The following is a 17,955-nucleotide window of genomic DNA, read 5'->3' as shown; positions in this document are numbered from 1 at the left end:
GCAAGACGTTGCAGATTATGGAAGGGCTTGCAGAGCACCCCGCAAGAACTTGCCGGTGGGCTAAAGTGCCGCCATGCGCGCTCGACTGTCCGACATCGCCCAGCAGGCCGAAGTCAGCGAGGCCACGGTGTCGCGGGTGCTCAACGACCGCCCCGGCGTGGCCGCGGAGACCCGGCAGGCCGTCCTCACCGCCCTCGACGTGCTCGGGTACGAGCGCCCGGCCCGGCTGCGTAAGCGCAGCGCCGGACTGGTCGGCCTGGTGGTGCCGGAGCTGGACAACCCGATCTTCCCCGCCTTCGCCCAGGTCATCGAGTCCACCCTGGCGCAGAGCGGGTTCACTCCGGTGCTCTGCACCCAGACCGCCGGCGGCGTGACCGAGGACGAGTACGTAGAGATGCTGCTGGACCGGCAGGTCTCCGGGATCGTCTTCGTCTCCGGTCTGCACGCCGACACCGCCGCCAACCACGACCGCTACCGGGCGCTGCTCGCCCGGCCGATGCCGGTCGTGATGATCAACGGGTACGTGCCCGGCATCGGCGCGCCCTTCGTCTCCTGCGACGACCGGGAGGCGGCCGAGCTGGCCGTCGCCCACCTGGTCGCGCTCGGGCACCGGCGGATCGGCCTGATCACCGGCCCGGACCGGTTCGTACCGGTGCAGCGCAAGGTGGCCGGCTGGCGCTCCGCGATGACCCGGCTGGCCGGCGTCGCCGAAGCCGACCTGGGCCCACTGGCCGAGCTGTCACTGTTCGGAGTGGAGGGTGGTGAGGCGGCGGCCGGCCGACTGCTGGACCGAGGCGTCACCGGCGTGGTCTGCGGCTCCGACCTGATGGCGCTCGGCGCGATCCGGGCCGCCCGCCAGCGCGGCCTCAACGTGCCCGACGGCGTCTCCGTGGTCGGCTATGACGACTCTCCGCTGATGGCCTTCACCGACCCGCCACTGACCACCATGCGGCAGCCGGTCACCGCGATGGCGGTGGCCGCCGTCCGCGCCCTGGTGGACGAGATCAACGGGCACGGCGCCCCGCACTCGGAGTACCTGTTCCGCCCGGAGCTGGTGGTGCGCGGCTCCACCGCTGTCGCGCCGAGTTCCGCGCGCCTCTCTTACGCAAGATCTGCTTGACTCTTGCAACGGCGGGCCGGCATATTGCTCGAATGATCAGCTCCGCCACCCCGCCGCACGCCACCAACGACGACTGGTGGCGCTCCGCGGTCGTCTATCAGGTGTACGTCCGCAGCTTCGCCGACAGCGACGGCGACGGCACCGGCGACCTCCAGGGCATCCGGCAGCGCCTGCCGTACCTGCGCGACCTCGGGGTGGACGCTCTCTGGCTGACCCCCTTCTACACCTCGCCGATGATCGACGGCGGGTACGACGTGGCCGACTACCGGGACGTCGACCCGATGTTCGGCACCCTCGACGACTTCGACGCGATGATCACCGATGCGCACGCCCTCGGCCTGCGGATCATCGTCGACCTGGTGCCCAACCACACCTCCAGCGCCCACCACTGGTTCACCGCCGCGCTCGCCGCCGGCCCCGGCTCACCGGAACGGGCCCGCTACCTCTTCGCCGACGGCCAGGGCACCAACGGCGAGCTGCCCCCGAACGACTGGGAGAGCATCTTCGGCGGCCCCGCCTGGACCCGGATCGCGGACGGTCAGTGGTATCTGCACCTGTTCGACAGGTCGCAGCCGGACCTGAACTGGCGCCACCCGGAGGTCCGCTCCGAGTTCGAGGACGTGCTGCGGTTCTGGCTGGACCGGGGCGTGGACGGATTCCGCGTCGACGTGGCGCACGGCATGATCAAGGCGGAAGGGCTGCCGGACGTCGGCTTCAGCTCGTCGACCACGGGTCAGCGCCAGGTCGAACTGCTCGGCAAGGGCCGCCTGCCGTACTTCGACCAGGACGAGGTGCACGAGATCTACCGGGCCTGGCGGCCCATCCTGGACAGCTACCCGGGCGGTCGGATGGCGGTCGCCGAGGCGTGGGCCGAGACGCCGCAGCGCCTGGCCCGCTACATCGGCCCGGACGAGTTGCACCAGGCGTTCAGCTTCGACTTCCTCGACGCCACCTGGTCGGCCGACTCGTTCCGCAAGGTGATCGACACGGCGTTGGCCGAGGCGACGGTGGTCGGGGCCCCGACCACCTGGGTGCTGTCCAACCACGACAAGCAGCGGCACGTCACCCGGTACGGCGACGGTGTCGAAGGGCTGCGCCGAGCCCGCGCCGCCAGCCTGCTGATGCTCGCCCTCCCCGGCTGCGCCTACCTCTTCCAGGGCGAGGAACTGGGCCTGCCGGAGGTCCTCGACCTCCCCGACGAACTGCGCCAGGATCCGGCGTTCCTGCGCACCGGCGAGAGCCGCGACGGCTGCCGGGTGCCCATCCCGTGGAGCGGTGAGTCGGCCCCGTACGGGTTCGGGCCGGCCGGCAGCGAGCTGAGCTGGCTACCCGCCCCGGCGGTCTGGCGGACGCTGTCCGTCGCGGCGCAGACCGACGTGCCCGGCTCCACCCTGGAGCTGTACCGGGCCGCGCTGCGGATTCGTCACGACCATCCCGCACTCGCCTCCGACGCCGACGAGGTCACCTGGCGGGAGAGCGGGCCGGGCCTGCTGGCCTTCTCCCGCACCGCCGGCGAAACCGTGCTGACCTGCGTGGTCAACCTCAGCGGCGCACCGGTCCTGATCGACGGGTACGGTCAGCCGCTCGTCGCCAGCGACGAGCTCACCGAGCAGGGCTCCGGTCATCTGCTGCCAATTGACGCGGCAGCCTGGTTGGAACGGCGCTGAACGGGTAACTCGTTCTCGACCTGGTCGTTCGTCGTGCCCCGCGCCGACGGGCGACTGGGCTACCGGCCCCTTGTGGTGGGGGGTGAGGTGCCACCGGCGCCGCGCGGAGTCCGCTCCGCGTGGCGCCGGTGTCCGTGCCCACCCGCCCAGGTCGTCACTTCGCGGTGAGCAACGCCGCGATCCGGGTGAAGCCGGCACGCACCTCGGCCTCGTCCGGCGGTTCGACGGGCTCACCGTGGCCGGCCTCGTCGGCTGCCGCGTCCAACTCCTCGTCGATCACGTCCTCGAAGTCCCCGTACAGGTCGGCACCCTCCACCTGACGGGCCTCGTCCTCGGCGGCGACCTGAGCGGCGGCGATCTCACTGCGGATCTCGTCGGCGGACAGCGCCGGCAGCAACGGCTCCACCACCGCCATCAGCTGTTCCTCGGCCACCACCGCCTCGGCCAGGGCCAACGCGTGCGGTCGCTCGTACGGCCCGCAGACCACCGGCTCCCACTCGTCGAGATCACCGAGCGGACCGAAGGTGATGATCCACGGTAGGCCGAGGAGCGGTGAGTCCGCCGGCAGGTCCAGTGTCATGAGTGCGCCCACCGGCTCATCATGGTCCGCGAACGCGAGCGTCGACGCGGTTCTCCTCAGTTATCGCCCGTCCGACTGTCGATCGGCGACCGGTCAGCCGGGGCGGACAGCGTCCAGGGCGGCGCGGACCAGGGCGAGCGCGGTGGCCGGCGGCACGCCGAGCCGGGCCGCCTCCGCCGCGTAGCCGGCCGCCACCCGCTGCAACCGGTCGACGGCGTCGTCCCGCCCGGGGGCGACGAAGGTGCCGTTGCGCCCCCGGGTCTCCAGCAGCCCGGCCGTCTCCAGCTCCCGGTAGGCACGGGCCACCGTGTTCGCGGCCAGCCGCAGGTCAGCGGCGAGCTGCCGGACGGTGGGCAGTCGGCTGCCCACCGGCAACCGGCCGTCGCCGACCAGTTCGGCGATCTGCCCACGGACCTGCTCGTACGGGGGCACCGACGAGTCCGGGTCGACCGAGATCAGCACCTGCGCGCCTTCCGTCATCAGCCCGCACCGCCCGGTGTACCGGGATCGATGCCCTCGTCGACATCCTTCGGTGCCGCGGGCGTCTCCGCCAGGTCCACCACTCGGCCGTTGGTGCTGGTCGCGAGGAGCGCCGCGCCGAACAGCACCAACTGGTTGAGCAGGTAGAGGTAGAGCAGCAGACCGACGGCGCCGGCCACCACGGTGTACGCCGGGTTCCGCTCGGTACGCACCACGTAGTACCGCCCGACGGTGTTCAGCAGCGTGATACCGATCGCCACCAGCAGCACCACCGGGCGCAGCCGGGAGCGGCTCATCCGCAGCCGGGGCACGGCGAGCAGCAACGCGGTGGCGAGCACGGTGTTGACCAGCACGCTGAGCACCGCGCTGATCGTGGTCAGACCTACTGAGCCGGTGCTACGCAGCAGGAAGCGCAGCAGCGACTCCAGCGCGTCCACCGCCGCGACCGAGACGCCGAGCAGCACGAAGACGCCGATCATCACGCCCAGGTCGACGAGCCGCCGCATCACCAGGTTGCCCGGCTGCTGGTTGAGCGCGTACATCAGCCGCTGCGAGGACCGGATGGCCTCCACCCAGCCGATCCCGGTGAAGACCAGGATGACCAGGCCGACCACACCCACTGTGCCGCTGGAGTTGGCGATCTGCTCCGCGTCCAGGAACGGCAGGTTCTCCTTGAGGAAGTCGGCCGCCGCCGCGCTGACCTCGTCGTTGTCCTCCAGGATCGCGCCGAAGATGGAGAACGCGACCAGGGCGAGGGCGAACACCGCGAAGAAGCCGTAGTAGGCGATCGCGGCGGCCAACCGCCCGGCCAGCACCTCGCCGTACAGCACGCCGGCCCGCCACACATGATCGAAAAGCCCCGACCGGTGGCGCGCAGCGCTCACCCAGCGGTCGATACCCGCCTCGATCCGGCCGATCACGTTCACGCGATCATCCTCGCCGATCTCCCACCGCTGTAGTGGCAACCGGCTCCCGATGCTCGCCGGCCGGCGCGTCGCCGACGCTCAGTCTGCCGGCGCTCCGGTGTCGGCGCGTCAGTTGCCGAGGCAGAAGTCCCGACGCGGCTGCCACCTGGCCTGCCCGCTGTGCGAGAAGAGGGTGAACGCGTCGACCTCGAACATCGCGGAGAAGTCGGCCAGATCCTCGTACACCCTGTCCAGTGCCTCCGGCGCCACGTCCTGAGCCACTGTGACGTGCGGATGGTACGGGAAGCGGAGCTCGCGGTGCAGGCCCGGCGACGCGGCGATGGCCGCGGCCAGCAACTCGCACTCACTGATCCCGGCGGCCACCGCGACGAACACCACCTGGGTGACCGGACGGAACGTGCCGGTGCCCCGCAGGTGCAGCGTGAACGGCAGGTGCGCGGCGGCGACGCTGGCCAGGTGCCGCTCGACCGCGGGCAGGTTGGCCGTCGGAATCTCGGTGGGACCGAGCAACGTCACGTGCGCGGGCACCGCCAGCGGATCGCCGGCCTCGACCCGCCGCCGGGTGAGCTGGGCACCCCACGGTTCGGGGATGTCCACCGCGATGCCGATCTGGATGGTGTCGCCGGTCGGCGGCACCCCGCCACTGCGATCCACGCTCCGCGCCGCCCCTCCGGCCACCGACCCGTCCACCTGTACCGCGGAGCTACTCGCCGCGCACGGGCGGGAAGAACCCGACCCGCTCGTACGCGGACCGCAGGGTCGTCGCGGCCACCGCACGGGCCTTCTCCGCGCCGGCGGCGAGCAGCTTGTCCAGTTGGGCTGGATCGTCGAGGTAGGCGCGGGTGCGCTCCTGGATCGGACGGACGAAGTCCGTCACCACCTCGGCCAGCTCCTTCTTCAGATCGCCGTAGCCGCGGCCCGCGTACGCGGCCACCAGCTCGTCGATGCCGCGGCCGCTGAGCGCCGAGTGGATGGTCAACAGGTTGGACACACCCGGCTTGGTCTCGGCGTCGAAGACGATCTCCCGACCGGTGTCGGTCACCGCCGAACGGATCTTCTTCGCGGACCGGGCCGGATCTTCGAGCAGGTCGATGATGCCGGCCGGCGAGGACGACGACTTCGACATCTTCGCGGTCGGGTCCTGCAGGTCGGTGATCTTGGCAGTGTCCTTGACGATGTGCGGCGCGGGCACCGTGAACGTCGCGCCGAACAGCGAGTTGAACCGCTGGGCCAGATCCCGGGAGAGCTCCAGGTGCTGGCGCTGGTCCTCGCCGACAGGCACCGCGTTGGCCTGGTAGAGCAGGATGTCGGCGGCCTGCAGGACCGGGTAGGTGAAGAGCCCGACGCTGGCCCGCTCGTTGCCCTGCTTCTGCGACTTGTCCTTGAACTGGGTCATCCGGCTGGCCTCGCCGAAGCCGGTGATGCAGCCGAGCACCCAGGCCAACTGCGGGTGCTCGGGCACCTGCGACTGGACGAACAGGGTGCTGCGTTCCGGGTCGAGCCCGACTGCGAAGAGCTGGGCCGCTGCCACCCGGGTCCGCTGGCGCAGCAGCGCCGGGTCGTGTCCGGCGGTGATGGCGTGCAGGTCCACCACGCAGTAGAACGCGTCGTGCGTGTCCTGCAGCGCCACCCAGTGCCGCACCGCGCCCAGATAGTTGCCGAGGTGGAACGAGTCGGCTGTCGGCTGGATGCCGGAGAAGACGCGGGGCCGGGCGGGAACGTCGGACATGGCGATAATTCTGTCAGCAAGCAACCCGGTCCGTCATGACGGGCCGGCGGGTCGGCTCCGGCCCGCCGGTGCCGGGGTGCTGACCTCGCGTGGTTCGCCCGGGCCGACCCGGCGCGTCGGCCCGACCGCGACCCGGCGGTGCTGCCCCGTCACCGCCTCGCGGGCCGGTTGGGACCCGCTCGCGGAGGCCGGCCCGGCGTCGTACTCGCGGCGCTGGTCGGTGCCCTGCTCGCGGCGCTGCTCGTTGCTGCCGCGCGCCGCGGAGACGGCGAGTCGGGCCACCCGGCGGCCGTCCAGCGTGAGCACCCGCAGCAGCCAGCCGGCCGGCAGCTCGGCCGGATCGGCCGCGCCGACGTCGGCCGGTTCAGCAGGCACCGGCACCTCGTCACCGGTCACCGGGAGCCGGCCCAGCGCGGCCATGACGAACCCGCCCACCGTCTCGTACGGTCCGGCGGGAAGCGGCACCCCGGTCCGCTCGGCGAAGTCGGCGAGGTTGAGACGGCCGTCCACCACGGCGGGCAGGCCAGCGCGCACCGGGTCCGGGGCGGCGTCGTACTCGTCGTGGATCTCGCCGATCAACTCCTCGATGAGATCCTCCAGCGTGACGATCCCGGCCGTGCCGCCGTACTCGTCGACCACCACCGCGAGGTGCTGGCCCTCCCGGCGCATCTCGGTCAGCGCGGCGAGCACCCGTTTGCTGCCGGGGAGCCGCTTCACCTCCCGGGCCAACTCGCCGACGGTGACGCACGGGTCGGCGTCCGGGCGCAGCAGCACGTCGCGGAGGTGCACGAAGCCGACCACGTCGTCGTGGGTGCCGTCGGTGACCGGGTAGCGGGTGTGCGTCTCGGCGCGGACCAGTCGGGCGGCTTCGACGATGGTCAGCCCCGCCGGGAGGAAGACCACCTCGGTGCGCGGCATCATCACCTCGCGGATCAGACTGGCACCGGCCACCAGGACCTCGTCGATGATCCGCCGCTCGTCCGGGTCGAGCACCGTGTTGGCCGCGACCAGGTCCCGCAGATCGGCCTCGGAGATGCGCTCCCGGCCGGCCGCCGGACCGGTCCCGAGCAGATCGGTGACGAGTCGGGTGGCCCCGTCCGCAGCGCGGACCAGGACCCGGGCGACGGCCCGGGCGAGCGGGCCGGGGTCGCGGCGGGGGTGCACCCGCGCGCGTCGCCGGAGCCCGGTACGGGCCACTTCCCGCATGACAGAGATGGTAGACACCGTGGGCCCACCGCACCGGGGATCACGCGGAGCGGCGCACAGATGTTCGGCTCTGTTTAATCATGAGAGTTTATGATGGAATGGGGTTGCCGGTGGCAACGGCGAGGGCACCGGCCACCGCCCTAGTGTGATCACCGAAGGGCCACGTCCCGGGCGGGCCAGGCAGGGAGGCAACGACGTGAAACTGCTCGTCACCGGGGGCGCCGGCTTCATCGGGAGCGTGGTGACCCGGATGCTGCTCGACGCGGGGCACCAGGTGGTCATCCTGGACGACCTTCGCACCGGCCACCGCGAGGCCCTCGCCCCGGACGCCACCCACGTCGAGGCGTCCATCCACGACGCCGCCCGCGTCATCACCACGGACGCCGGTTTCGACGGGGTGCTGCACTTCGCCGCCCTGATCGCCGCCGGCGAGTCGATGGTCAAGCCGGAGCTGTACTGGCAGACGAACACCGTCGGCACGCTCGCCCTGATCGACGCGGTCCGGACAGCCGGGGTGCCCCGGATGGTCTTCTCCTCCACCGCCGCCGTCTACGGCAACCCCACCGAGCTGCCGATCACCGAGAACGCGGTCAAGGCGCCCACCAACACGTACGGCGCCACCAAGCTCGCCGTCGACATGGCACTCACCTCCGAGGCGATCGCGCACGGGCTGGCCGCCGTGTCGCTGCGGTACTTCAACGTGGCCGGCGCTCACCTCGACGGCGACATCACGCTCGGCGAGCGACACGACCCGGAGACGCACCTGATCCCGATCGCGCTGGACGTCGCCGCCGGCCGGCGGGAGAAACTCCAGCTCTTCGGGGACGACTACCCCACCGTGGACGGCACCTGCGTCCGCGACTACATCCACGTCGCCGACCTGGCCCGCGCGCATCTGCTGGCGCTGGGGGCGGCCACCAGCGGACAGCACCGGATCTACAACCTGGGCAACGGCAACGGCTTCACCAACCGCCAGGTCGTCGACGTGGTCCGCGAGGTCACCGGGCACCAACTGCCCGTCGAGGTCGCCCCGCGCCGCGAGGGCGACCCGGCCGAGCTGGTCGCATCGTCCGCGCTGGCCCGCGACGAGCTGGGCTGGGTGCCGCAGAAGCCGACCCTGCACGACATGGTCGGAGATGCCTGGGCGTTCTACCGCACGCACATCCTGGGGCACCTGTGAGCGCGAGGAGTGAGCCGGGTTTGCGAGCCCGCAGTCGCGAACAAAGGAGGCACCGGTGAGCGCGAGGAGTGGAGGCACCGTGACCCACCCGAGTGGTGACGTCGCCGAGCGGGCTGCGGCCGGCTTCTCCGCGCAGTTCGGCGGGCAGGCTTCCGGCCGCTGGGCGGCCCCGGGCCGGGTCAACCTGATCGGCGAGCACACCGACTACAACGAGGGCTTCGTGCTGCCGTTCGCCCTGCCGATGCGTACCGTCGTCGCGGCCGACCGGCAGGACGGGGAGCACTGGACGGTCTGGTCCGAACTCTCCGGCGAGGCGATCACCTTCGGCGCGGACGACGTCGCCGAGCCGGGTCGGGTCACCGGCTGGGGCGCGTACGTCGCGGGTGTGGTCTGGGCGCTGCGCGAGGCAGGTCACCAGGTGCCGGGGGCCCGGCTGGCGATCGCCTCCGACGTGCCGCTGGGTTCCGGGCTGTCCTCCTCGGCCGCGCTGGAGTCGGCCGTGCTGGCCGCCCTGCTCGACCTCGGCGGGTTGGCGCTTGCCCCGGCACTGCAGCCCCGGCTGGCGCAGCGGGCCGAGAACGTCTACGTGGGCGCGCCCACCGGCATCATGGACCAGTCCGCCTCGATCCGTTGCCGTGCCGGGCACGCCCTCTTTCTGGACTGCCGCGACGAGTCGGTCGAGCACATTCCGTTCGACCTGGGCGCCGCCGGGCTGGCTGTGCTGGTCATCGACAGCCGGGCGCCGCACCGACACGCCGACGGGGAGTACGCCTCCCGCCGTCGCTCCTGCGAGGCGGGGGCCAGTGCGCTCGGCGTTGCCGCACTGCGGGACGTGGGCATCGACCAGCTCGACGCCGCGTTGGCTCACCTCGACGACGAGGAGACCCGGCGACGGGTCCGGCACGTGGTGACCGAGGACCAGCGCGTCCTGGACACTGTGGCGCTGCTCCGCGCCGCCCGGGTCCGCGACATCGGCCCGCTGCTGACGGCCTCCCACGTCTCGATGCGTGACGACTTCGAGATCACTGTGCCGGAGGTCGACACCGCCGTCGAGGCGGCGTTGGCGGCCGGTGCGCTGGGCGCGCGGATGACCGGCGGCGGCTTCGGCGGGTGCGTGCTGGCGCTGGTCGAGGCCGACCGCGCCGACGCGGTAGCCGCCGCCGTGACCGACGCGTACGCGCAACGAGGTTTCACCGCCCCCGGCACGGTGACGGTCCTCCCCTCCCCCGGCGCCGCCCGCCTGCTCTAACCCCACCCCAGGCCCACCCACGGCCGGAGGATCGTGCTTGTTCATGGAAGTAGTGGCCTCACCAGACAGGTGAGGCCACTACTTCCTGGATCGAGCGCGATCTTGCTGTGGCCGGCCGCGGGGTTGACGGGCCGGCGCCAGGCGGGAGAGCAAGCCGGCGGCGAGCGGGCGAGCGGGACGGGTGGGTTGGGTTAGCTGGCTTCGACGATCATGGCGGCGCCTACCGTGCGGTTGGTCGCCTCGTCGATGATGACGAAGCCGCCGGTGGTGCGGTTGCGGCGGTACTCGTCGGCCAGCAGCGGCACCGTCGTGCGCAGTCGCACCCGGCCGATCTCGTTGAGCCGCAGTTCGTCGGCTGACTCGTCGCGGTGCAGCGAGTTGATGTCCAGCCGGTAGTGCAGCCCGCGCACGATCGCCCGAGCGGACCGGGTGGTGTGCTTGATCGCGTACCGGCCGCCGACCCGCAGGGGGGCCGTCTCGTCCATCCAGCAGACCATCGCCTCGATGTCCTGGGCCACCGCCGGCGCGTTGTTCGGCCGGCAGATCAGGTCACCCCGGGAGATGTCGATCTCGTCGGCGAGCCGTACCGTCACCGACATCGGCGGGAACGCCTCCGGAACCGGTCCGTCGGCGGTCTCCACGGCGGCGATCCGGCTGGTGAAGCCGGAGGGCAGCACCATCACCTCGTCACCAGGCTTGAGGACGCCGGAGGCGACCTGGCCGGCGTACCCGCGGTAGTCGGTGACAGTGGTGGACTGCGGACGGATCACGTACTGCACCGGGAACCGGACGTCGACCAGGTTGCGGTCGCTCGCGATGTGCACCCGCTCCAGGTGGTGCAGCAGCGACGGGCCCTCGTACCAGGGCATGTTGTCCGACCTGGTGACGATGTTGTCGCCGCGCAGCGCGGAGATCGGCACCACTGTCAGGTCCGGTGCGTCGAGCTTCGCCGCGAACGCGGTGAACTCGTCCGCGATCCGCTCGTAGACCTCCTGCGACCAGTCGACAAGGTCCATCTTGTTGACGCAGAGGACCAGGTGCGGCACCCGCAGCAGGGAGCAGAGGAACGCGTGCCGGCGGGACTGCTCGACGAGGCCCTTGCGCGCGTCCACCAGGATCAACGCCAGGTCCGCTGTCGATGCCCCGGTGACCATGTTGCGGGTGTACTGGATGTGCCCCGGGGTGTCGGCGATGATGAACTTGCGCCGGGGGGTGGCGAAGTACCGGTACGCCACGTCGATGGTGATGCCCTGCTCCCGCTCGGCACGCAGACCGTCGGTGAGCAACGCCAGGTTGGTGTATTCGTCACCGCGGGCCGCGCTGACCGCCTCCACGGCGGCCAACTGGTCGGTGAAGAGCGACTTGGTGTCGTAGAGCAGCCGCCCGATCAGCGTCGACTTTCCGTCGTCCACACTGCCGGCGGTGGCGAACCGCAGCAGGTCCATCGGCCGGGCCTCCGGCCCGGCCCCGGTAACAGCCCGCGCCTCCGCGCTCGCGGCGGCCATGATCTCGGTGCTCATCAGAAGTAGCCCTCCCGCTTGCGGTCCTCCATGGCGGCCTCACTGACCCGGTCGTCACCACGGGTGGCGCCGCGCTCGGTGATCCGGGTGGCCGCCACCTCCTCGATGACCTTCTCCACGGTGTCCGCGTCGGAACGGACCGCGGCGGTGCAGGAGGCGTCGCCGACCGTGCGGTAGCGCACCTGCGCCTTGAACCGCTCCTCGCCAGCACGGGGGCGGAAGAACTCGTTGACGGCGTAGAACATGCCGTCCCGCTCGATCACCTCGCGCTCGTGCGCGTAGTAGATCGACGGCAGCGGGATGCGTTCCCGGGCGATGTAGTGCCACACGTCCAGCTCGGTCCAGTTGGACAGCGGGAAGACCCGGATCGACTCGCCCGGGTGGTGCCGGCCGTTGTACAGCGACCACAGTTCGGGTCGCTGGTTCTTCGGGTCCCACTGACCGAACTCGTCGCGGAAGCTGAACACCCGTTCCTTGGCCCGGGCCTTCTCCTCGTCCCGGCGGGCGCCACCGAACAGCGCGTCGAAGCGGTGCTTCTCCACCGCGTCCAGCAGCACGGGTGTCTGGATCCGGTTGCGCATGCCGTCAGCGGACTCCCGGACCATGCCGCTGGCCAGGGCCTCCGGCACGCTCGCCACCACGAGCTGCAACCCCAGCTCGGCGACCCGTTGGTCGCGGTATTCCAGGACCTCGGGGAAGTTGTGCCCGGTGTCGACGTGCATGACCGGGAAGGGGATGTTGGCCGGGGCGAACGCCTTCTGCGCGAGCCGCAGCATGACGATCGAGTCCTTGCCACCGGAGAAGAGCAGCACCGGGCGTTCCATCTCGGCGACCACCTCGCGCATCACGAAGATGCTCTCGGCTTCCAGGGCGTCCAGGTGGGAGACCTGGTACGCCGCGGGGGTGGTCATGACACCGGCTCGATTCGCTCGCTCATCCGAATTCCAGACCTTTCCGGTCGGGCATGTCAAGAAAGTTCGCTCAGGTTACCCGGAATGTTTCTGCAACGCTGCAAGCAACCGGGTGGCGAGATCCTTGCGACAGACCAGTAGGTCGGGCAGGCGCGGATCCGCCTCGTTGTATTTCAGCGCAGAACCGTCGATCCGGGAAGCGTGCAGTCCGGTGGCCGTCGCCACAGCGACCGGGGCCGCCGAGTCCCACTCGTACTGCCCACCTGCGTGGATGTACGCGTCCACCTCGCCGGTGACGACTGCGGCGATTTTCGCTCCGGCCGAGCCCATCGGCACCAGGTGCGCCCCGACGTCCTCGGCGAGATCAGTCAGGAAGACCGGCGGCCGGCTCCGGCTCGCGGCCAGGCGGATCTTCCGCTCGCCGGCCGTCGCGGCCTCCACCGTCATCGGCGGGTACGCCGGCGGGTAGTCCGTGCCGAGCACCCGGTGCTGCGCCGGCAACCCCACCGCCCCGGCGACCAGACCGTGCGGACTCGGCGCGTTGCGGGCCCAGAGCGCCACGTGCACCGCCCAGTCCGAGCGGCCCTCCTCGGAGAACTCCCGGGTGCCGTCCAACGGGTCGACGATCCACACCCGGTCGGCGTTCAACCGCGACACCGCCCCGGTGTTCACCTCCGCGGCCCAGGCCAACCGCGAACCCTCGTCCTCCTCGGAGAGCACCCCGTCACCCGGACGCCACTTCGCCAACTCCGTGCGGATCAGGTCGTGCGACACCTTGTCCCCGGCCGACTTGAGCGCGCCGGCGTCGGCGAAACCCATCTCGGTGCGCAGGTCGAGGAGCGCCTGCCCGGCCCGGGACGCCAACCATCGGGCGAACGCGCCGTCGATCATCGGAGGACTGCTCATCTGCCCGCTCCCGTCGCCTCACCGCGCTGCCCGCACGGGCCGATCCGCCGCGACTCGCGTCGCCGGTCGCGGCACGCCGAAAGGCGCAGACTACCGGCCCGGCGTTTCCGATCCGGGTACGCCCCGCCCGGCTCAGCTGCCGTGGTAGAGGTTCTGCGTCGGCTCAACGCCCTTGACGATCACCGACTCCACCACGTCGGCAGCCCGGTCCACCAGGAAATCCAGCTCCTTGCGCTCGGCCGCGCCAAAATCCGACAGCACGTAATCCGCCGGATCCTGCCGCCCCGGCGGTCGGCCGACGCCGAACCGCACCCGGGCGTAGTCCTTCGTCCCCAGCGACTTCGACATCGAGCGCAGGCCGTTGTGCCCACCCTCGCCGCCGCCGAACTTAATCCGCACCTGGCCGAACTCGATGTCCAGTTCGTCGTGCACCGCGATCACCTGCGTCGTCGGCACCTTGTAGAACTGCGCCAGCGCCGCGACCGGCCCGCCGGAGAGGTTCATGTACGTCAGTGGCTTCACCAGCACCAGCTTCGGCCCACCGAACCCCAGCCGCGCCTCGGCCACCTCGGCCACCGCCCGCTTGTGCCTGCCGAAACGCGCACTCACCCGCCCGGCCAGCAGTTCGGCCACCATGAACCCGACGTTGTGCCGGTTGCCGGCGTACTCCCGGCCCGGGTTGCCCAGGCCGACCACCAGCCACGGCCCCGCCTCGTCCGTCACGACCCGTCCCTTCCGACGCCCATTCCACCGACTCCCGATATGCCGACAGGCGCCCCCGAACATCCGGGGACGCCTGTCGCACAGTACGAACCGATCAGGCCTCGGTGCGCGCCTCGGTCGTCTCGTCGCCCTCGGCGGCCGGGGCGGCGTCCGCGCCCTCGGAGCCCTCGGTGGTCTCGCCGACCTCGGCCTCGGCCTCGTCGGTGGCAACCTCGATCTCGGGCAGCGTCGCCTCGAGCTGCTCGGCGGTCGGGGCGGCCGTCACCGACGCGACGGTCAGGTCCGAGTCGGCGGCCAGCTCGACGCCGGCCGGCAGCGTGACGTCGCCGGCGGTCACCTGGGTGCCCGCCTCCAGGCCCTCGATCGACGCCTCGAGGTGGTCCGGGACCTTGGTGGCGTCCGCGGTCACCGAGAGGGTGTCGTGGTCGTGCACGATCAGGGTGTCCCGTGCGGCCTCGCCGGTCAGCTGGACCGGGACCTCGACGGTGACCTTCTCGCCCCGGCGGACCAGGATCAGGTCGACGTGCTCGAAGGTGTCGCGGATCGGGTCACGCTGGATCGCCTTCGGCAGCGCCAGCACCTGGGTGCCGTCGGTGATGTCGATCGCGAAGAGCTGGTTGGCACCGCCCTTGCGGATCGCGGCGGCGAACTCCCGCGACGGCAGCGCGATGTGCTTGGGCTTCTCGCCGTGGCCGTACAGCACGGCGGGCACCTTGCCGGCCCGGCGGGTACGGCGGGCACCACCCTTGCCGAACTCGGTACGGGGCTCGGCGCTGATCTTTACCTCGGACACGGGGAAACTCCTGATGCTTTTCGCTGCGGCGGCTTGTCGTCTAACGGTGCTGGGGCGAGGGGCTCGCTGGGGCTCATGCGTCATGAACGACTGCCCGGAGCACCGCGTCGATGACGGTGCCTCCGTGCGGCGCTTTTCAGCGGCCCGCCGGGCACCCTCGCCGTGGCAACCGCACCAGTCTACCCGAGCTGTTTCCAGGGTTTCCGGCAGTCCCCGATCACGGCTCAAGACCGGCGCGTCGGTGGTCCTCCCACCAGCGTGCCGGCCCCGTTTCCGCCAGTTTGCCAGCCCCGTCCCCACCGGCGCGCCGAGTGGCGGAAACGGGGCTCAGCTCCGCTCAGCTCAGCTCAGGCCACCGAAGAGGGTGGTCACCGAGCCGTCGTCGAAGACCTCCCGGATCGCCCGCGCCAGCAGCGGCGCGATCGACAGCACGGTGAGCTTGTCCAACTGCTTCTCCGGCGGGAGCGGCAGGGTGTTCGTCACCACGATCTCGCTGATCGAGCTGTTCTTCAGCCGCTCGGTGGCCGGGTCGGAGAGCAGCGCGTGGGTGGACGCGACGACGATCTCCGCCGCGCCCGACTCCTTGAGGATGTCGGCGGCCTTGGCGATCGTGCCCCCGGTGTCGATCATGTCGTCGACGATCAGGCAGACACGGCCCTCCACCTCGCCGACCACCCGGTTGGCCACTACCTGGTTCGGCTTCATCGGGTCACGGGTCTTGTGGATGAACGCCAGCGGGCAGCCGCCCAGCCGGTCGGTCCACCGCTCGGCCACCCGCACCCGGCCCGAGTCCGGTGCCACCACTGTCATCGGCCGGCCGGCGTACTTGTGCTCCACGTACTCGGCCAGGATGTCCATCGCGAAGAGGTGGTCCACCGGGCCGTCGAAGAAGCCCTGGATCTGCGCGGTGTGCAGGTCGACGGTGAGGATGCGGTTCGCGCCGGCGGTCTTCAGCAGGTCCGCCACCAGTCGGGCCGAGATCGGCTCCCGACCGCGGTGCTTCTTGTCCTGGCGGGCGTACGGGTAAAACGGCAGCACCACGGTGATCCGCTTGGCCGACCCCCGCTTCAGCGCGTCCACCATGATCAGGGTCTCCATGACCCAGGTGTTCACCCCGTGCGTGACGGACTGCACCACGAAGGCGTCCGAACCACGCACCGAGTCCTTGAACCGTACGAAGATCTCACCGTTGGCGAACTCGTACGCGTCGGCGGGGGTCGGCGCCACGCCGAGCACCTCGCCGATCTCCTTGGCCAACTCCGGAAAGCCACGTCCGGAAAAGAGCATCAGGCTTTTGCGGTTTTCGGCGACGATGCTGCCCATGGGCCCGTCTGCTCCCGTTTTGTCGGCGGTACCCGACCCGGTGGTGGTGGGTCAGGGACTATTCGGTTGCAGTATCTCCCGGGCCGGATGCGCCGCCCACCGTCTCGCCCGCCCCGTGGATTGCCTCACTGTGGCTTGCGGCACCAGTCGTACCGGACGCACCCTTCGCGTCGCCGGCCCCGGCGTCCCGGGCCCGCTGCGCCGCCTCCGCCGCGGCGGTGCCGGCGCGCCGCTTGACGACCCAGCCCTCGATGTTGCGCTGGCGGGCCCGAGCGACGCCCATCGCACCCGCCGGCACGTCGTCGACGATCACCGAACCAGCCGCCGTGTACGCCCCGTCCCCCACCTCGACCGGTGCCACGAACATGTTGTCCGCACCGGTCCGCGCGTGGCTGCCGATCACCGTGCGGTGCTTGTTGACGCCGTCGTAGTTCACGAAGACCGACGCGGCACCGATGTTCGTCTGCTCGCCGATCGTCGCGTCGCCGACGTACGTCAGGTGCGGCACCTTCGAGCCGGCGCCGATCTGCGAGTTCTTCACCTCGACGAACGTGCCGACCTTCGCCTTCTCGGCCAGCTGGGCGGCCGGCCGCAGGTACGCGTACGGCCCCACTGTCGCGCCCGCGCCCACCTCGGCGCCGACGGCGTGGCTGCGGATCACCGACGCGGCGGGGCCGACGAGCGTGTCGATCAGGGTGACGTCCGGCCCGATCAGCGCGCCCGCGCCGACCACCGTGCCGCCGCGAAGCTGGGTGTTCTGGTCGACCACCGCGTCCCGGTCCAGCGCGACAGTCACGTCGATCCAGGTGGTCACGGGGTCGAGCAGGCTCACCCCGGTGCGCATCCACGCCTCGTTGATCCGGTCGCGCAGCAGCCGGCGCAGCGTGGCCAGCTCCACCCGGTCGTTGCAGCCCAACGTCTCGACGTGGTCCACGGCGACGTGCACCGCCACCGGCTCACCGGCCGCGCGGAGCAGGCCGAAGACGTCGGTCAGGTACTCCTCGCCCTGGTCGTTGTCGGTGGAGAGCTTGCCCAGCGCCTCGCGCAGCCGCACCGCGTCGAAGGCGTAGATGCCGGCGTTGATCTCCCGGATCGCGCGCTGCGTCGCGTCGGCGTCGCGCTCCTCGACGATCTGCCTCAGGTGGCCGTCGGCGTCCCGGACGATCCGCCCGAGGCCGGTCGGGTCGGGCACCTCGGCGGCCAGCACGGTGGCCGCCGCGGCGGCCTCCTCGTGCGCGGTCACCAGCGCGCCCACCGTCTCGGGTCGCAGCAGGGGCACGTCCCCGTTGATCACGACGACCGTGCCGGCACCGTCGGGTACGGCGTCCAGCGCGATCCGCACGGCGTGCCCGGTGCCGAGCTGCTCGGCCTGGAGCACCGGCGTGGCGTCCGGGGCGACCTCGGACAGGTGTGCCCGGACCTGGTCGGCGCCGTGCCCCACCACGACGACGGTGCGGTCCGCGCCCAGCGGGGCGGCGGCGCTCAGCACGTGGCCGAGGAGCGTCCGACCGAGCAGGGGGTGCAGCACCTTGGGCAGCGTCGACTTCATCCGCTTGCCCTCACCGGCGGCAAGTACGACGACGGTACGGAGGTGGGGCTGGGGCACGACGTGGCTCCCGTCGGGACGGCGGACACTCTCGCG

17 protein-coding genes are annotated in these 17,955 nt (G+C 71.3%); 4 read left to right on the top strand and 13 right to left on the bottom strand.

The genetic code is table 11. The features are described from left to right. Window positions 1–73: 73 nt before the first annotated feature. Both ACQP0U_RS03905 and ACQP0U_RS03900 read left to right on the top strand, forming a co-directional pair. Window positions 74–1,120 carry a LacI family DNA-binding transcriptional regulator gene (locus ACQP0U_RS03905; protein WP_433315831.1) on the top strand — a complete coding sequence of 349 codons (1,047 nt, stop codon included), beginning with the start codon at window positions 74–76 and terminating at the stop codon, window positions 1,118–1,120. A gap of 32 nt (window positions 1,121–1,152) precedes the next feature. Further along, window positions 1,153–2,787 (top strand): glycoside hydrolase family 13 protein, encoded by a 1,635-nt coding sequence (locus ACQP0U_RS03900; RefSeq protein ID WP_433315829.1) that lies wholly within the window; start codon window positions 1,153–1,155, stop codon window positions 2,785–2,787. A gap of 154 nt (window positions 2,788–2,941) precedes the next feature. Here ACQP0U_RS03900 and ACQP0U_RS03895 read toward each other — a convergent pair whose 3' ends face one another. From ACQP0U_RS03895 to ACQP0U_RS03870, 6 genes are all read right to left on the bottom strand, one after another. Then, window positions 2,942–3,379: a hypothetical protein gene (locus tag ACQP0U_RS03895; RefSeq protein WP_030486628.1), complete on the bottom strand. Its 438-nt coding sequence runs from the start codon at window positions 3,377–3,379 to the stop codon at window positions 2,942–2,944. Window positions 3,380–3,460: 81 nt separating this feature from the next. Continuing rightward, the gene (locus tag ACQP0U_RS03890; protein WP_433315827.1) at window positions 3,461–3,847 is read right to left on the bottom strand and encodes a GntR family transcriptional regulator; all 387 of its coding nucleotides are present in this window, start codon (window positions 3,845–3,847) and stop codon (window positions 3,461–3,463) included. Further along, on the bottom strand, window positions 3,847–4,773 hold the full coding sequence (locus tag ACQP0U_RS03885) for a YihY/virulence factor BrkB family protein (protein WP_433315825.1): 927 nt from the start codon (window positions 4,771–4,773) through the stop codon (window positions 3,847–3,849). The genes ACQP0U_RS03890 and ACQP0U_RS03885 overlap by 1 nt, the downstream gene beginning before the upstream one ends. Before the next feature lie 108 nt (window positions 4,774–4,881). Continuing rightward, complete coding sequence (locus ACQP0U_RS03880) at window positions 4,882–5,463, bottom strand: 2'-5' RNA ligase family protein (RefSeq protein ID WP_433315823.1); 582 nt, start codon at window positions 5,461–5,463, stop codon at window positions 4,882–4,884. A gap of 13 nt (window positions 5,464–5,476) precedes the next feature. Further along, window positions 5,477–6,502 (bottom strand): tryptophan--tRNA ligase, encoded by a 1,026-nt coding sequence (gene trpS / locus ACQP0U_RS03875; RefSeq protein ID WP_433315822.1) that lies wholly within the window; start codon window positions 6,500–6,502, stop codon window positions 5,477–5,479. Window positions 6,503–6,535: 33 nt separating this feature from the next. Next, complete coding sequence (locus ACQP0U_RS03870) at window positions 6,536–7,708, bottom strand: hemolysin family protein (RefSeq protein ID WP_433315820.1); 1,173 nt, start codon at window positions 7,706–7,708, stop codon at window positions 6,536–6,538. 250 nt (window positions 7,709–7,958) lie between these two features. Here ACQP0U_RS03870 and galE point away from each other — a divergent pair, with 250 nt between their 5' ends. Both galE and galK read left to right on the top strand, forming a co-directional pair. Then, window positions 7,959–8,888, top strand: a complete 930-nt coding sequence (gene galE, locus ACQP0U_RS03865; protein ID WP_433320592.1) for a UDP-glucose 4-epimerase GalE — start codon at window positions 7,959–7,961, stop codon at window positions 8,886–8,888. Window positions 8,889–8,943: 55 nt separating this feature from the next. Beyond that, on the top strand, window positions 8,944–10,137 hold the full coding sequence (gene galK, locus ACQP0U_RS03860; protein WP_433315819.1) for a galactokinase: 1,194 nt from the start codon (window positions 8,944–8,946) through the stop codon (window positions 10,135–10,137). 191 nt (window positions 10,138–10,328) lie between these two features. Here the strand turns inward: galK and ACQP0U_RS03855 are convergent, their stop codons facing one another. The 7 genes from ACQP0U_RS03855 to glmU form a co-directional block, all read right to left on the bottom strand. Continuing rightward, a complete protein-coding gene (locus tag ACQP0U_RS03855) occupies window positions 10,329–11,642 on the bottom strand; it encodes a sulfate adenylyltransferase subunit 1 (protein ID WP_433320589.1) in 1,314 nt (437 codons plus the stop codon). Window positions 11,643–11,656: 14 nt separating this feature from the next. Then, window positions 11,657–12,568 carry a sulfate adenylyltransferase subunit CysD gene (gene cysD, locus ACQP0U_RS03850; RefSeq protein WP_396780296.1) on the bottom strand — a complete coding sequence of 304 codons (912 nt, stop codon included), beginning with the start codon at window positions 12,566–12,568 and terminating at the stop codon, window positions 11,657–11,659. Between the two features lie 75 nt (window positions 12,569–12,643). Beyond that, on the bottom strand, window positions 12,644–13,474 hold the full coding sequence (locus ACQP0U_RS03845) for an inositol monophosphatase family protein (protein WP_433315816.1): 831 nt from the start codon (window positions 13,472–13,474) through the stop codon (window positions 12,644–12,646). Window positions 13,475–13,606: 132 nt separating this feature from the next. Further along, window positions 13,607–14,197: an aminoacyl-tRNA hydrolase gene (gene pth / locus ACQP0U_RS03840; protein ID WP_433315814.1), complete on the bottom strand. Its 591-nt coding sequence runs from the start codon at window positions 14,195–14,197 to the stop codon at window positions 13,607–13,609. Between the two features lie 94 nt (window positions 14,198–14,291). Then, entirely contained in the window at window positions 14,292–14,990 is a 699-nt protein-coding gene (locus tag ACQP0U_RS03835; RefSeq protein WP_433315812.1) for a 50S ribosomal protein L25/general stress protein Ctc, read from the bottom strand. Between the two features lie 342 nt (window positions 14,991–15,332). Beyond that, entirely contained in the window at window positions 15,333–16,313 is a 981-nt protein-coding gene (locus ACQP0U_RS03830) for a ribose-phosphate diphosphokinase (protein WP_030329105.1), read from the bottom strand. Window positions 16,314–16,371: 58 nt separating this feature from the next. Continuing rightward, window positions 16,372–17,862, bottom strand: a complete 1,491-nt coding sequence (gene glmU / locus ACQP0U_RS03825) for a bifunctional UDP-N-acetylglucosamine diphosphorylase/glucosamine-1-phosphate N-acetyltransferase GlmU (protein ID WP_433320586.1) — start codon at window positions 17,860–17,862, stop codon at window positions 16,372–16,374. Window positions 17,863–17,955: the final 93 nt, after the last annotated feature.

It is taken from the genome of Micromonospora sp. CA-269861 (assembly GCF_050948505.1).
Classification (GTDB): domain Bacteria; phylum Actinomycetota; class Actinomycetes; order Mycobacteriales; family Micromonosporaceae; genus Micromonospora.
The sequence above is the reverse complement of the archived record's forward strand: the minus strand, read 5'-3'. Positions and strand labels throughout refer to the sequence as shown.